This window comes from Roseibium sp. HPY-6, assembly GCF_040530035.1.
Lineage (GTDB): Bacteria > Pseudomonadota > Alphaproteobacteria > Rhizobiales > Stappiaceae > Roseibium.
In genome coordinates, this window is the sequence record NZ_JBEWCD010000004.1 from 224,512 (window position 1) to 239,771 (window position 15,260).

General features: G+C 55.6%; 16 protein-coding genes. 4 read left to right on the forward strand and 12 right to left on the reverse strand.

What is annotated here, in order from left to right; all coding sequences use genetic code 11:
* The first annotated feature begins 2 nt into the window (after nt 1–2).
* Nucleotides 3–926 carry a hypothetical protein gene (locus tag ABVF61_RS31275; protein WP_353997525.1) on the forward strand — a complete coding sequence of 308 codons (924 nt, stop codon included), beginning with the start codon at nt 3–5 and terminating at the stop codon, nt 924–926.
* Nucleotides 927–1,308: 382 nt separating this feature from the next.
* On the opposite strand, the gene ABVF61_RS32160 is transcribed toward ABVF61_RS31275, so the two are convergent.
* The 3 genes from ABVF61_RS32160 to ABVF61_RS31285 form a co-directional block, all read right to left on the reverse strand.
* Nucleotides 1,309–1,464 carry a hypothetical protein gene (locus ABVF61_RS32160; protein WP_502950042.1) on the reverse strand — a complete coding sequence of 52 codons (156 nt, stop codon included), beginning with the start codon at nt 1,462–1,464 and terminating at the stop codon, nt 1,309–1,311.
* A 232-nt stretch (nt 1,465–1,696) separates the two neighbouring features.
* Entirely contained in the window at nt 1,697–1,864 is a 168-nt protein-coding gene (locus ABVF61_RS32165) for a transposase (protein WP_502950043.1), read from the reverse strand.
* A gap of 196 nt (nt 1,865–2,060) precedes the next feature.
* On the reverse strand, nt 2,061–2,669 hold the full coding sequence (locus ABVF61_RS31285) for a helix-turn-helix domain-containing protein (RefSeq protein WP_353997526.1): 609 nt from the start codon (nt 2,667–2,669) through the stop codon (nt 2,061–2,063).
* A 77-nt stretch (nt 2,670–2,746) separates the two neighbouring features.
* On the opposite strand from ABVF61_RS31285, the gene ABVF61_RS31290 reads away from it, so the two are divergent.
* Nucleotides 2,747–4,612, forward strand: a complete 1,866-nt coding sequence (locus ABVF61_RS31290) for a thiamine pyrophosphate-binding protein (protein WP_353997527.1) — start codon at nt 2,747–2,749, stop codon at nt 4,610–4,612.
* A gap of 423 nt (nt 4,613–5,035) precedes the next feature.
* On the opposite strand, the gene virD4 is transcribed toward ABVF61_RS31290, so the two are convergent.
* The 3 genes from virD4 to ABVF61_RS31305 are packed head-to-tail and all read right to left on the reverse strand — an operon-like array spanning nt 5,036 to nt 9,322.
* Nucleotides 5,036–6,940, reverse strand: coding sequence for a type IV secretion system ATPase VirD4 (gene virD4, locus ABVF61_RS31295; RefSeq protein ID WP_353997528.1), 1,905 nt, complete (start codon nt 6,938–6,940; stop codon nt 5,036–5,038).
* Nucleotides 6,937–8,880 (reverse strand): relaxase/mobilization nuclease domain-containing protein, encoded by a 1,944-nt coding sequence (locus tag ABVF61_RS31300; protein WP_353997529.1) that lies wholly within the window; start codon nt 8,878–8,880, stop codon nt 6,937–6,939. Before ABVF61_RS31300 ends, virD4 begins: the two co-directional genes overlap by 4 nt.
* Nucleotides 8,873–9,322 carry a DNA mobilization endonuclease VirD1/MobC family subunit gene (locus ABVF61_RS31305; RefSeq protein WP_353997530.1) on the reverse strand — a complete coding sequence of 150 codons (450 nt, stop codon included), beginning with the start codon at nt 9,320–9,322 and terminating at the stop codon, nt 8,873–8,875. Before ABVF61_RS31305 ends, ABVF61_RS31300 begins: the two co-directional genes overlap by 8 nt.
* 503 nt (nt 9,323–9,825) lie before the next feature.
* On the opposite strand from ABVF61_RS31305, the gene ABVF61_RS31310 reads away from it, so the two are divergent.
* On the forward strand, nt 9,826–10,521 hold the full coding sequence (locus tag ABVF61_RS31310; RefSeq protein ID WP_353997531.1) for a nucleotide-binding protein: 696 nt from the start codon (nt 9,826–9,828) through the stop codon (nt 10,519–10,521).
* Nucleotides 10,522–11,124: a VirC2 family conjugal transfer protein gene (locus ABVF61_RS31315; protein ID WP_353997532.1), complete on the forward strand. Its 603-nt coding sequence runs from the start codon at nt 10,522–10,524 to the stop codon at nt 11,122–11,124. It begins immediately after the preceding gene.
* Between the two features lie 206 nt (nt 11,125–11,330).
* Here the strand turns inward: ABVF61_RS31315 and ABVF61_RS31320 are convergent, their stop codons facing one another.
* The 6 genes from ABVF61_RS31320 to ABVF61_RS31345 form a co-directional block, all read right to left on the reverse strand.
* Nucleotides 11,331–11,654 carry a DUF736 family protein gene (locus tag ABVF61_RS31320; protein ID WP_353997533.1) on the reverse strand — a complete coding sequence of 108 codons (324 nt, stop codon included), beginning with the start codon at nt 11,652–11,654 and terminating at the stop codon, nt 11,331–11,333.
* 481 nt (nt 11,655–12,135) lie between these two features.
* Complete coding sequence (locus ABVF61_RS31325; RefSeq protein ID WP_353997534.1) at nt 12,136–12,321, reverse strand: antitoxin VbhA family protein; 186 nt, start codon at nt 12,319–12,321, stop codon at nt 12,136–12,138.
* 59 nt (nt 12,322–12,380) lie between these two features.
* Nucleotides 12,381–13,736, reverse strand: coding sequence for a Fic family protein (locus ABVF61_RS31330; RefSeq protein ID WP_353997535.1), 1,356 nt, complete (start codon nt 13,734–13,736; stop codon nt 12,381–12,383).
* Nucleotides 13,737–14,024: a hypothetical protein gene (locus tag ABVF61_RS31335; protein ID WP_353997536.1), complete on the reverse strand. Its 288-nt coding sequence runs from the start codon at nt 14,022–14,024 to the stop codon at nt 13,737–13,739.
* A gap of 104 nt (nt 14,025–14,128) precedes the next feature.
* Nucleotides 14,129–14,437: a hypothetical protein gene (locus tag ABVF61_RS31340; RefSeq protein ID WP_353997537.1), complete on the reverse strand. Its 309-nt coding sequence runs from the start codon at nt 14,435–14,437 to the stop codon at nt 14,129–14,131.
* Nucleotides 14,438–14,451: 14 nt separating this feature from the next.
* Nucleotides 14,452–14,982, reverse strand: a complete 531-nt coding sequence (locus tag ABVF61_RS31345) for a hypothetical protein (RefSeq protein WP_353997538.1) — start codon at nt 14,980–14,982, stop codon at nt 14,452–14,454.
* Between the last annotated feature and the right edge of the window lie 278 nt (nt 14,983–15,260).

Here is a 15,260-nt window from a genome sequence, read left to right on the forward strand (position 1 = left end):
ACATGTCCCGTCTTCCCGCTCTGCTAACCGCTGCTGCGCTCACTCTTGTTTCTACGCCAGGTGTCGCTCAAATGACTGAAAACGAAATCCGTCAGGGCTACAAGGAACATGCGGCACTCACCCAATATTACCGATGGTATCAGTTTTATGAGCGGCCCGAAGGCGGTGTCGCCAATGCTTTGGATATTCTCACAGAGGACGTGAAAGTAACGTCAGGTTTGGGAACTGCGAACGGGCACGCTGAATATGAAACCCGTGTGACACGACTACCGGATGCGTGGAACAACTCCCATCATGTCCGGTCCACGAAGATCACTCACGGTGAAAATGGAAACATGACTCTGACGGCCCAAGTCACCTACCAAAATGTCGGAATGCTGGAAGACGGCGGCGTTAGGCAGGCCGATCTAATTTACTCTGTGGAACTCGTCCCGGGTGAAACAGTGCTTCCGCTTTTGTCGAACGTCCTGATCGAACAGAAGCGTGAGACAGAAGCAGGCGAATTCAAGGATGCTTATGCTGAAAACCGTGTCAAAAGCCTTATGCATTACTGGTTGGCGCTTATTGAGGACCCAGAGCGTAATCCCGAGCCAGTGCGCGAAATCCTAGCAGAAGATTTCACTTTAAACTTTTCCAGCGGCGCGATCACCGATTTCGACGCTTTCGCGGCATGGCTGGCTGGGCCGGGCTCTCAAATTGAAGCGAGCACACACGTTCTAAGCAACTTCTCAGTCGAAGAGACTGAGACGGGCACTTATGCGATGACGGTCGATTTCAACTGGTCTGGTATCGCACCGAACGGAACTATTTTAGTTGCCAAGACTCAGCATAGCTGGACTGTCACCAATGATCCTACTGAACGGTTTGCTCGAATAAAGTCCATTGATGTCGAGGTGCTAGAAAACTTCCAGCCGCGAGAAAACTAGTTTGAGCTCCGAAAAATACCCTACTGAGGTGTGGGCTGATTTGATCCGTGCTTGCAGGTACCAAACTTGGAATAGTTGCCTTAGGCTTTATGATCCTTGTTCCTGAAACTTCCTGGTCGCTTGCTAAGTATTTCGCCCTCCTATCAAAAGGGGGCAAATCACACCCGTATTAGGCCGTGGACTCATAAACGCGTAGCCAAAGGCGGATCGCCGCGAGCTTCACAAAGGTAAGGAAGTTGGCGGCCCGCTTCTGGTAACGTGTGGCAATGCGGCGGCAGTTCTTGATCGGATTGAAGAACCGTTCGACCAGATTTCGATCCCTCTGGAGGTACGGGCTGAAGCAGATTGGCTCTCGCCGGTTACGGCGCGGCGGAATGTTTGTCTACCCTCCACGCGCCGCGACAAGCAACCTGATGGTGTCTGAATCATACGCCTTGTCGGCCAGTAGCACTGCACCTTCCGGCATATCGCTGAACATGTCGTTCGCGCCCAGGATGTCGTGTTGATGACCGGGTGCAATCGCCAATCTGAGCGGCAAGCTCTTCGCATCAACAACGGCATGGATATTGGTCGTCAGCCCTCAGCGAGAGCGACCGAGACCTTCTGTTTCCCCATGCTTGATGCTTGATGCATATTGCGTGCTGATGAGCAAGGACGATTGTGCCGTCGTTCATCTGCACCTGTGCATCGTCTCGATGTGATATCGCAGTCGAGATGCGATCCCATACACCGGCGCGACGCCACCGCACGAACCGATTGTAGCAGATGGTTTACGGCCCATAGCAGTCGGGAAGATCCCGCCAAGGGGCGCCCGACTTCAATACCCAAATATACCTTTCAGGACACGCCTGTCGTCCCCCCGCAGAACACCCCTTTGATTTACAGGGCAGAATAGGTTCGATGACGCGCCACTCGGCGTCAGGCAGGGCATATCGCATGATCGGGGCTCCTTCATTGAGCTTGAATCACACTGACGTCCTTCGTTCAATGTCTGCTTAGTTGCTAGAAATAGACCCTGCTTTCTCCGACCAGATCGTCTCAAGATGACCCGAAGCCGTCATTCGATGCCGTTGGTGCGAAATGGCGCTCAGCGGACGGTGCGGTCATTCGCCGCGGCTGCGCCAAAGTCCGCTTTTAATAGTGAGGCGGTGTCATAGCCCAAACAACTGTCGTTACCTCAGCACTTGGATTCCGGTACCGATGTGGTCGGTCGGAATCGAAGTGAAAGCTGTCTCCAGCCTCCAGCACGTAGACCTTATCCTCGATGGTCAGCTCCAACTTGCCGCCAACGACATAGCCCGCTTCTTCTCCGTTGTGGCTGTAGAGTTCGTCGTCTGAAGTAGCGCCGGGTTGGAGGGTGCAGAGCAGCATTTCCAGCTTGCCTGTCAGCGTCGGGCAGAGAAGTTCGTCCTTGATACCCGTGTCGAACCGAATGGACCGCCTGCGGCCTGATCTGACGATGATATCGGCGTCGGGGTCCTGCTCGTCTTCGGGATCGGGGAAAAACCAGTGTATGCTCACATCCAGCGCTTGCGCCAACGCGTTCAGCGCGCGAACGGACGGTGACGCCTGATTGCGCTCAAGCTGGCTCAAGAAACCGACCGACAGACCTGCCTTGTCGGCCAAGGCTTGCAATGTCATGGACCGTGCCTTGCGGAGCTCTCTGAGCCTCCCGCCAAGAATTGTCGCGGTCTCTCGTGGACTGGCAGCTTTCGCATCCGCTGGCATCGTTTTGCTAACCATCTCTTGTCGCCTTGGCTTGACTCATCAAAATTTTAGTAGCATTTTTTTGATGAAAACAAAAATCGTGTGAGACCTCTATGACAAAAACCGTAAGCCAAGTCATCGCCAAAGCGTTGAAAACCTACGAGGTGCCCTTTGTCGCTGGCATACCAGGCCATGGGAACTGGTCCTTGACGAATGCGTTTCACCACTCAGAAGAGGCACCACGGTTTGTGCAGGTGATGCACGAACAGTCGGCAGCCCATATGGCTGATGCCTGCTTTCGGCTGACAGGCGAGCCTGGAGCTGTGACGGCCTCGGTTGGGCCTGGCGCAGCTAATACGTTGATGGGCTTGGCGACGGCATATGCGGACTCCAGCGCATGTCTGGCCCTGACTGGCTCAGGTGCCACCCATATGCGCGGACATGGCGTGATGCAGACACTGGACCGCAAACATGCTCCCGATTTTCCCAAAATGGCTGAACCGGCCACGAAGGCGCAGTTTGAAATCCATTCTGCCGACGCGACCGCGTCTGTCTTGCACAGAAGCTTCAACGCGATGCGGACGGGACGACCGGGACCAGTCAGCATCGACATTCCGATGGACGTTCAAGTGGCGTCCACCGACATCGACGTGAGCGAGCTCTCCAAGCGCCTACCCACGGGAGCGCCCCGGCCAGATTCCGATGCACTCGACGCGGCGCTTGCACTACTTCAATCGGCTGAAAGGCCAGTCGTTGTTCTGGGTGGAGGCGTCTTAATTGCAGGGGCCACATCTCAGCTCCCCGCGTTTCTCGAACTGGCCTGCCTCCCGGCAGTTCACACATGGAATGGAAAGGGGGCGCTGGTCGATGACCATCCGCTGAACGTAGGACCAATCGGTGTAGGAGGTTCGAAGGCTGCAAATGAGATCGCAGCAACTGCGGATGTCGTGCTGGCGCTTGGGTGCCGGTTCTCGGATTGGTCATCGTCATCCTTCCGCAAAGGGGTCACCTTCTCGATCCCTGATAGCAAGCTCATTCATATCGACATTGACCCGCAAACCATCGGCAGAACCTATCCCGCCGACGTTGGTATCGTGGCTGACCTCAAGCAAGCGCTTGGTGACCTACACGCCGGTCTTTCCAAGTTACAGAGCCAGGCCGCATGGGAGAGGCGCGCACCATGGCTCGACCGGATTGCAGCGAACAAGAAGGACTGGGAAGAAACAGTCGCCAAACGTGTTGATGCAGAAGGCATTCCAGCGTCGATGCTGGCTGTGTTCAAGCGGCTGCGGCGCGCTTTGCCGAGGGAGGCCGTCGTCACAGTTGGTTCTGGCCATTGTCAGGCGGCGGTTCGGCAGGGCTTCCAATGTCTTGAACCCCATACCCATGTAACCTCGGGTGGATATTCAACCATGGGCTTTGCCGTCCCGGCAGCGATAGCCTCAGCTATCGTGCGACCAGACGCACCAGTCGTTGCAATTCTTGGCGACGGAGACTTTTTGATGTCTGCCCACGAGCTTGCAACGTGCGTTATGCAGGGCCTGCCTGTCATCATCCTCTTGTTGAACAACGCAGGGTTCATCTCAATCCGTGATGGACAGGATGCGATCTTCGGGCGCAACGTGGCCTCCGAGTTTCATGAAATCTCTGCAAGCCCTTCTGGATACTCCCCTGACTTCGCAGCACTCGCCAAATCGTTCCACTTGGATACCTCTGTCCGTGTCGAACGGCTGGACGACATCGAGCCAGCGATCAAGCGCGCGATTGCGTCCCAAGGGCCTGCGCTGATCGAAGTGCCAATCACACGTGACCCGGCATTGGCAGGCGCTGAAGGAGCAGGTTGGTGGGACTTCCCGCACACAGTAGATGCCTTGGTAGAAATACAAGAGGACTACGGTTTTGGTCGTGCAGCTCAGCAACATTTGGGGGCCGATACGAGCGAAACGGAACTCCGTCTGCCACTTGCCATTTATGGATGAGTTGGAGATTGCCGAAGCCGACATTTGCACATCGCCTCGCATCAAGAACTTTGGGCTCGAAGTAGATCTTTGCTGCACAACTAACCGATGACGGCTATGTCGGATCGACAGCTAAAATCCGGGCTACCGTCAAAACCAGACATTGCCGTTTATGAGTACACGGCCTAGTCTTTTCCGCTCCTGACAACTTGAACTTTTATTTCTCAACCAGATCGACAACCCGTTCCTTGGCCTAGATTGCAAGGTGGCGTTCGTAAGCACACGCGTCGTCAATCTCGGGCGTATCGATGTTTTCGATCCACACATTCTCAGCGCCATGCCGCCTACCGATCAGGAAAGAAGCCCCACCCCAAATGCGAAGCATTTCAGGCTGACAACCAGCTGCGCAAAGAAGAACCGTGACTGCAACAAGTGATACCAACGCTATGCTCTTTCAATATTTTCTTGCTGAACGCTGCCGATGAGATTCAATAATTTGTTTTGTTCGTTCAAAAGCGCATCAGCTCGTTTTTCTGTTAAGTCCGAACTCCCGTCTGTCTCACTTTTCAAGCGCTTGAGCCTTGATCCGGACACGTTGGATGCCTCCGGCGTTTCTTGATCCGCAGATTGCAGATTAAAAACTTGCGCTCTGGGCTTGGAGGCAGCGACAATAATCGGCGGTTCCGGCAACCGGCCTGATTGTGCCTCAAAGAGCTTCTTCAGCTCCCGGTCTTCGAAATATCGGACTTTCTTCGCCCGAACCGCATTCTGGCCCTGGATGAGCAACACAACCTCGTCATCTCCGAGCCGGCGCAGATCTTCCGGGCGAAGCAAGCGGGCACCCTCCTCCCGCTCGGAAATGTTCGAACCGCCGAACTCGTTCATGCGCCAGGACTTCGACCGGCTCTTGCGGGTGAAATCGCCAATCGACTTGGACACATACTCAGGAGTTTCCGCATCGGCCGGAGCCATGAAGAGCTGCAGCCGGCAATTGGCAAGGAAGTTCTGGGCGCCATCGTTGCCGTAAGCTGCTTTCAGGTTAGAGATCGATTGCGCCACGACCATCATCCGGCCGCCATAGGATCGCAGCGTCGTGATCCCTTGGCTAAGAGAACCCATTTTGCCAAGTGCTGGAAACTCGTCCATCAGAAGCAGAACCGGATAAGGTTCATCTTCGCCGGGCTCCGATCGCTGTAAAATCGAAACCGTCTGCTGGAACATCATCCGGATCAACGGTGAGAGCACTTGAAGGTCGTTCGGACCGACGACCAGGAAGATGCTTGCCGGACGGCGGCGCAGCTCCGATATGGAAAAATCACTGGCCTCCGTCGCACGCCGTACATGATATTCGGCCCACTGACCGAGGCCTCCATCAAAGAGCACGGACATATAGGCTGAGACGGTCTTATAGTCCGTTCCAGCCATGCGGTTGTAAATCGCCTTGGCCTCTTCAACACCGGTCTCATCTGCGAGCTGCTTGAAGAGCGCTGCAAAGTCCGCCTCGCCCTCCCCGTCCTCCCGTTTGCCCTGGGACAAAAGATCATAGACCGTGCCGAGGTTTGCTGAGTTGTGCTCAATCGCGACCAGGATCGTGGCGACAAGGATCTGTTTCGCCGATGGCATGAACCCCTGAGCGTTGTTGCCCGGAAGATAAAGCAGCGATTCCGCAATGCGCTGCGCTTCCGCGTATCGGCGTTTTTCCGGCAGCGCTGCAACATCTTCTAAAGGATTGTACCGGTGCGTCTTCTCTTCCTCATCGAAGGGAGCAAACTTGTAGATCAGATCGCCCATCTCTTTGCGCTGACGGCTGGTCTTCTCGAAATTCTCGCCCTTCACATCGAGGCAAATGACACTGCCCGGGTAGGTGAGCAGCGTCGGGATCACCACACCGACACCCTTCCCTGACCCGGTCGGAGCAGCGATGAAGGAATGCGGGATATCCTGACTGCTGATAAATTTACCGCGACCCTTCGGCAGCGAGGTCTTGGCATAGATCGGCCCGGCGACCTTTGCGGCCGGAGAAAGCAACTTGTTTTTCTGAAGGTCTTGAAGGCTCGCCCATCGGGCGGATCCATGACTATCAAGCGACGGCCGGACCCCGAGTGCGATCGCGCCAATCATCCCGGCCAGGCCACCACCACCGCAGATCAGGAGAACATGCGTCCAATAGCGCTCGTTGATCAAATCGCCCCATGGGCTGACCCTGAGCGCATCCAGCAACTGGAATTGGTCAAGCGGAACACCAATCCGAAAATCGACATAGGCACCGGCCAACAAGAACCCGACGATGGCTCCCAGAACCAAACCGAAAAGCCCGAAGAACAAACCGTCCTTGATAATCTGGTTCACAATCCAAACCCATCGTCTCTGCTGTCGCCGCGTTTTTTGCCGGAGTTGTCTGTACCGTGCTCATGACCCGCGCCGCGATCCAGCTTGCCAAGCGCTTGCTGCAATTGCCCCTTGCGCGCACCGGTCGCCTCAGAAAGCTCTGTTTCCAGATAGCGCCGGGCCAATTGAGTTTGCACGGCCGGATCCGCGCTCAGTCCCGAAAGAGCACGAACGTCTCCCTTTTCCAGATCCCGCAACCTGGATCCAGTCAACGTCTCTTTCATTGTATCCGCGAACTGCTCATTGACGGCCTGACCCGGGTCCGATCCACCTCCTGCGCTTGCCAGACTGGAAAGCAATCTTGTTTTTCGACCTTCATAAGCATCAATGTCCCGACGGGCTGCGCTGTAGACTGCGCGGATCTCCTTATGCACTGTCTCAAGGGTAGAAGCCGCCTTTGTCTCACTTGCATCTGACGCCAAACCTTCACGAGCCTGAAAAAAGGACGACAACTCCTTGAGCTCCGCTTTCTTCCAGGCCTCATCGAGACTGCGGGCTACCGGCTCACCGCCTCCATACCGTTCTGCAATGATGTCTGCCCGCAGACCCGTATCAAGAGCTAACCTAACAACGCGCGCATTCGCGCTTTTGGCTATTTCACCAGTGAAATCATCATAGGGGGTTACCCCCTGATAAGCTTTATCTGGAGCTGACCGTCGAAACCCCTTCAACGCGTCCACATCCGCCATGAATTGAGCAGCGTCCATCTTTGCAAGAGATATTCGGCGCTCAGCCTGAGCCTTCTGCGCAACATCCGGCATGGTCGCGATTCCAGCATCAAGTTTCTCAAAATTGCTCAAGATCAGGGCACGCTTGGCGTCTATGGTTTGGTTCATCTCGCGGATCTCCTTGATCGTCACGATCTCGGTTGTAACAAGCTCCCCATAAAACTTATAGCCGCTATCGGTGGTTCGTTTAAGGCCAATTTGATGTGCTGGACCAGATGCTTTGAGACGTCGCCCCTCCTCAATCAATTGGGCTGTCTTTCGCAGAAGCGTGCCATATTTCGGATGGTCTTCACTAAGATAGCTGGCATCATCGCGTGCCTGGCGCACAAAGAGACTTTTCGCAATCTCTGCTTTCAACCGCGATATCGCATCATGCGCTCGCGCCCGCGGGGACCGATCTTCACGACGCGCTCTCTGCACTTCGCAATCCGTATAGGGTCGCTCATCGACACCACGCGCAAACCGCGGCGTTGCTTCAAGCTCAATGCCATGATCAGCGGCAACCCGAACCTGCACGAACCGCATTTCGTCATAATCGAAATGACCCCGCTGCGATACCTTCAGCCAGGATCCTTCTTCAAGACCGCGCCGGTTCACCACAACATGCATATGCGGGTGCTCCCGGTCCGTGTGAAAGGCCGTGTAGTAATCGAAATGATCGCCATATTTGCCGCTGGCAAACATTTCTTCAGCCCAGGCACGGCCCGCAAGATAGGCTGACTTGTGATCAGTACCGATCGGAAAACTGACCGTGAAATGACTTGTGCGATCCGCCTTGCCATCGCCGGCATCGGCGATCTGCCATGAAGTCATCATTTCAGCTTCAGCCGCTTCATCGACAACCCCGCCGAAATACCGCTCCGACCGCTCAAGCTCCACCGTGCCGTCTTTACGCAAATAATCCATCTGATCGCGCAGACCACGCACATCCGATGTGCCACCCCTCCGGATCAACTTTGCCATTGCCTGGGGCTTGCGCGCCAGAAACGCCGTCGTCATCCGGTCGGTCCAATTGCTACCTCCGGACGCTCCGCCGCCACCGCCCTTGGCAATCTTTTCCTGAAGGTCCAACACGTATTTCAACATCGGCCCGCGCATGGTGGCCGGGATCTTCAGCACCGCCCAGTTTTCGCCCATCACCGCATCGACTGGATCCAAAACTTTTTCAGCCATTGCCCAAAGCCTTCGCTAACATCGCTCTGGCATCCGCCTTGCGTTTCTTCACATTGAGCAGAATTTGAACCTGTGTCTCTACCCGGGTGAACAACTTTCCAAGCCCTTTCCGATCCTCCATGAATGCAACAAAGTCCGGCTCGCCAGTCTTGTTCGCCTGTTTTGCCAGCTGATTGATGTTGGTCGCGATCCCCGAAACCTGACGTGTCAGGTCTCTCAAGACATTCGTGGTCGCCGTGTCGTAGTCCAAAAACCCGTTCGCCTTAAGAACCAGCGTGCGCAAAACGCGGTTCCGTTTCACCTTTAATTCCGCGCACAGCGCATCCAGCTCAGCCACTTCAGATGCGCGCATCCGCACGCTGAACACCATCCAATCGTCCGCGTCGGCGGTCGATTTCGCGCTGCCTTTTGTCTGATTTCCGTCTTCCGCTTCGCTGCTCATGGCTGCCTTGGTTGGGGTTTGAGTTGTTGGTGTCGTCGCCGAAAGGCGGTCTTCGTCTGCTCGCCCTCGGGCGCTGGTGGGGTACGTGGCAAGAGGGGCGCCAGCCCCTCCGCAGCAAATGTGTTACATTTGCAATATCCTGCCACGTAACACCAATAGAAAGTCTACGACACCAACCATATGCAGTGCAAGTCAAAGCTTGCGCTCTTCCGAATCCCAAACCCTCGTTCGGATTCTTGCGCTTCTACGCCCGTCTCAAATGTTGGCTTGTCAGCATATCAATGTGTCAAACTGTTTTAATGTTGAGATGTCAGGCTGTGCTTCTGTTGATTTGTTGAAACATCAATTTGTCATCTGGTCGAATTGTTAGGACGTTGGAATGTAGATAAGTTGTGATGTCTGGATTTTATAACATCTGGTTGTCTTAGTGTTGCCATATCAAGATGTGCTGATGAGCAAACATCTCGACTTTCCGAAACCTCCACATTCGATCAGATCCCAACATGAAAATCGTCACCTTCATGTCCTTCAAAGGCGGCGCGGGAAAGACAACCGCGCTCATGGCAATTGCCTCCTGCCTCATCAAGCGCGGCAAAAAAATCGCAATCTTCGAAGCCGATATCAACCGACCAATCTCGCGGTGGCGCAACAACGCCAAGGCAAAAGAAACATGGGACGACGCGTGCCAGGTTTTCATTGCAGAAACGCTGGACGCGTTTGAAAGCGCATACGCTCAAGCCGAAGAAAACGGCACTGAACTCGTCCTGGTCGACGCCCAGGGTGGCGGCACCGATCTCAACGACACAATTCTCGTCAATTCAAAGTTCGTCGTCTTGCCGACGGCCCTCACCTCCCTAGACACGGACGAAACCTTGGAGACCTATCAGCACGCCGTGAAGCTCGCGATGCGTGAGCAAATCGCCTTATCCGCCGCCATCCTCAAGACAAGGGTTCCAACCGGCAAACTGACCGTCGCACAAAACCGCACCAACGATCTACTCGACAAGCTTCCCGTCTTCACGAGTGCTTTGCACAGCCGCAATGCATTTGAAGACATGAAATTCCGCGGTCTCCTCCACAAGAGCCTCGAAAAAACCATCGCCAATCCCAACGACAAGCTCTTCGCCAAAAACTTCCAGACCGCGATAGATGAAGCAGATGCGATCACGCTCGACATCCTGGGTGAGTTAGAGGGATAGATGGCGATCAGGAAACCGACTATTTCCCATGCAGAACTTCGCAAGCGAATGCGGGACGAAGACGAAGGAATTTTATCAAGTGAAGCTGCTTCGCCATCTCAAAGCAAAACCCGTGATGGATCGGGAAACATAAAAGCGGATCCCGCAGAAGAAAACCGCGCACCCGTGGATCCGGCCCCGCCAGCCAAAGCCAACAAAAGACCCAAACAGCAGTCATCGGCACAATGCGAAACGTCAAACACCGCCGTCGTATCTGAGCGACAGACCATTGCCGTTACAGCACCAATACCGGAAAGAGGAGTTTCAAAGCTTTTCGATGCTCTTCTGAAAAACCACGATGAACAAGAAGCCCTCCGCCTTGTTCTGAACAAGGCACTCCCGCTTTACGAAACCGCTTTGTTGGATGGCTCGTTCCAAAAATCGCTGATAGACTATCCTGCAAGATCGACGACGGCGACAACTCGCCGGTCCTTGAAGCATGAGGCAATAAACGTCGCAAAGCAGGCCTTTGATCCTCTAGATGTCTACACCGCGAACAAGATTGGCAGGATAATCGCGACAGCAGCCCTTGCCGCTTTTTTTGAAAACGAAAAACAAAAATAGGCTGTGCCAAACCGCCCGCCTTTCCCACAGTCCTACGGCTTCTCTTCGGCGCTTGATGGGGAGCGCGTTCAGCCTCCGGAATGCTCCGCCTGCTTTTCCTCAAAAGCAGGCTACGGCCCTAAAGGGCTGGAAAAGGCTATTGCCATCGCCAAATTCTACGCTGTCGCGAGGGAAATGGGCCGCTCTTAAGAGCGGCCCACTGGAGTTCAGCTCCAGGGAATGATCGCCTGCACCGATGGATCGTCCTGACCGGCGGCCTGGCCGAGATTGGCCTTGAAGCTGCGGCTTGGAATATCAAGCGAGAAGTAACGCTTGCGGGTCTCCTTGGAGACGTTCTGCCAGATGGCGCCGCAGTCAATGCGGTGGCCGGCCGGGGAGCGGCCGTAGAGCCGGTGCGTCGGGGCTTTGTCGTTGCCGCTGGTGACGGGTTCCGCTTCAATTGTCAGGTCCCAATCGAGTGTTGCAATGGTGCCGGTGGCCTTGGAACCGATCAGTTCGTCGCTTTCGAAGTGAAGAATGTTAGCCAACATCGCCGTGTCTCCTTGTTTGGCGTTTCGATGGCGATGACAAGACGGGCGCGCCACGCGACGGCAACCGGCAGGGGAAGGGGCGGAGGCGGCTTTTTTGATCCGCGCGGAATTGGCCAAAGGCCAAGGGGAAAAAAGCCGCCGACAACCTTTTGCCGGAAGCGGCGCCCGTCAAATCTCCATCATCCAGAAACGCCCATCCAGGAGACACATGAATGCCTGGCCAGCCAACGGATTCGAAAGGTGAACCGGGTCGTTCCGATGCTGTCGGGTCTTTACCGATGATCAGACAAGACAAAGGGGCGTTGCCCCTCGCCCCGTCAAGGCGCGGCTCCCGTGGCTCGGCCTTCCGGCCTGCGCCCGCCGCTTCTCGCTTGACGGTGCACACCCCACTGTTCGCCACGAGGCAGGAGTGCAAGTGACTTGCACTCCATATTTCAAAAAGACCGTGACACGGTCTCGCAGATCGGAAAGGTCCGGACCTTCAGCGGGGATCCTGGAACCTCTGAAGGATCTCCTCATGCAACTCTTCGGCCGTCAGGTCTCCGGCAATGAACCGGGCACAAGAGACTTCAAGCGCGCTGTCATGCTGATATCCCTGCCGCTTGATGGAGGCAATTGCCTGCTCGACAGCCTTGCGCCGCACTTCAACGGCAGCATCAGAACGCATTGAACGGTCGGGCACCATGTTAAGAAGACCAGATATCAGATTTGGAAGGGCGATCTAACTCACAGACCGTACCCTTCCTCCCGGCGCGAGGGCCGCCGCAATACGGATTTAGATTGCTGTTCACCGGGATCTTCCGATGCAACCAGGCCGCGATCCTTGGCCTTGACCCTTTCAAGCGTCTCTTTGAAGCTTTGCGCATTGTAGATAAGCTGCTGTTGGGCCTCGTTGCCTTCCCTTGCGGCCTTCTGCAGGCGGTCAAGGTGCTTTTCCTTCAACGCAAGATCGTTGGTCGCCTCGATCTTGCGGGCCTCATCAGTGATGACCACGTCAACCGCCCAGGGCTTCGGAGACTTCAGCGACAATGACATGTCGCTTTTATCGACCACCTCCCGGATATTGGCGCCCTCGCCTTCAAAGAGCTGCACCCTGTCCGCCTTCGCAATGACGTCCGTAAGCGATTTCAGGGCGCTGCGCATCTCATCATCGATCCCAGACTTGCCGGCGAACTTTACATGAACCTCGAACCCGGCCTGTTTGGCCTGATCGATCAGATTGTTCGTCTGTTCATCGCCAAGCGCGCTTGCGATCGTCAGCGAAGTCCCCTTCCCGATCGCTGCCAACTGGCCCGGCCGGTCGGTCACCAGCTCGGATGAAGACCCGAGCTTGGTGTCACGCATGACCGCGTCACGGCTGGCGCTGTCCGGACCGGTGACCAGCGTCAGCACGGGCCGTTCATCCGGTTTGGACATACCCGGAAGCCCGGTGAAGACCTCTTGCCGCTCTGAAAGACTGAGAGACCCTTCCCGCACGAAGGGCTTGAGATAGCTGTCCAGGGCGTTGGAGCCGGGAATGTTGATCTCGTTGGTCAACGCGACCAGATATTCCATCTTGTTGGTCTTCGACCAATCGACGTGGATCCCGGCCCGGGCTGCCAACTCGCCATGAACCGCCATCAACGTCCGGCCGTTACCATCCAGGAACGGGTGCGCGTAGGCCAGATTGCCCATCACTTCACCCGGCGAGGCCCTCATTGTCTCCGGGTTGTTCCCCATGGCCAGGGCATAATCGACGCCGCGCTCGGTATGGCTCGATGGCATGAAGGCCACGGGCCCCTTTGTAATCATCCCGCCAAGGTCTCGTTTCGATGGATCGCCTGTGAGCGCAGTTTCTTCGCGGCCGACAGCAAAGCGGTCCTTGCCCGCCCACGGATACATGTCCTTGAACAGGGTCTCGTGGGTTTTGAGCACATCCTGATAAGTGAGCGGCTTGCCGGTCTGCAGATCGCCAAGCGCTTCTTTGATATTTGAAATCACAGACCGGTGTTCCAGCCGTTTGACCATCTCAGGATCGGAGACCCCTGCGATATTGCGCAAGTAGCCTTCTTCGGCGTGATCGCCGAAGGGATCAAAGGCCATTTATTTGGCCGCTAGCTCAGTCAGATACCGGGCGTGCAGACGGGTCAGATCCTTGCCGTCATAAAGGCCAAGCTTCCCGACATTGGCCAGCATTTGTTCTACCTCATCGAGCTGGACATCGTCGCCGGCGAGACGCGCCATGTCACCGGCATACTTGTCGAGATCCGAGACACTGGCACCAACACCATGCTTGGCGGCAAGCGCCTGAATGATCTGGAGCGCGGATTGCGCCTGATCGTTCCAGTCAACAGCCTGAAGCCGCTCTTCAGAAGACGTCATTTCAAGCATGACAAACCTCACTCTTCTATTCACTCTATATGCTTGTTTTCTATAGCATAAAACGAGTTTTCAGGCCAGCCCGGGACACTCATAAACCGGCAGGAAACCTTGATTTATTGCGGTGTCGCATAGGTCGGAACCGGGGCCCGGAAAACGGCATCTGAGCCATAGATCCGCTGGAATTCCTCATAACCCTCTTTCAGATCGGAAAACGCCTGTGACCGCTCCTGTTCCAGGCACAGCATGTAAGCCTCAAGCTCTTCCAGATAGGTCTGGAACTCTTCCCGGGCCGCTTCATAAAGCGGATCCGACTTGGAAAGCTGATAGTCGAACGGTTTTTCCGGCAGATAGCAGAAAGCGTCCTGCGCCAGAACAGGCGCAGGACCAAGTGCGCTTCCTGCAAGAGCCGCGGTCAGTACCAATCGAAAGATCCGCATCAGCGTTCGATAACGGTTCCGTTGCCGGTGTTGACGTAATACCGCGGCGAAGTGAACGCTGCAGCAGAGCCCGGCTCGACCGTCACCTGTGTGGTGAAGTTGACATGGGTGGCCGCGCTCTTGCCCTCATAGACCGTGATATAGTCATCGCCCTGGCGCACACGCCGCTTGTCGGTGTAGCAGAACGCGTCCGTACGATAGCGGTTATCATCATCGTCTTCCCGGTAGTAGAGCTGCTTTCCCTCCGGGCACAGATAACTGCTGCGGTCCGAAAGGCGGCGCGCATCGGCATCCACGGCTTCATAGGAGCCGCCGTCTTCATAGGTGCAGATCCCGAACGGGCTTTTGCCCTTCCTGAGCCGTTTGAACATATAAGACTTGGCATCGCCGCAGGTTGCCGGGAACCCGCCAGCCAGGCACAAAATGACTTTGCAATCCATGTCATAGTCCTGGGCCTGACCGGGTGCGGCAAGAAAGGCGGCAGCGGCGGCAAACGGCCCGGCACCGGCCAGTAAGGAAATTGATTTCATCAATCCCGTCTCCAAAAAGGATATCTTGAACTAAGCCCCGTAGGTTGAATCTATCGCACAGCACAATCTATTCGTACAGAACAAAAAAGGGGTTCCTGCTTGCGTCAAATGTCCTACGTTAGCAACACGGCAGACTTGGAGCACCCCCGGTTCATTGCTCTCCGCGAGGCCGTACCGGATGGCAGTGATAAGGCTCCCGCGTCCCGTAAGTGGGGCGCGGGAGCGCTCTCATTGTCCGGACCGGTGCAGACATAATCGCGCCGCCAAATCATCAACGG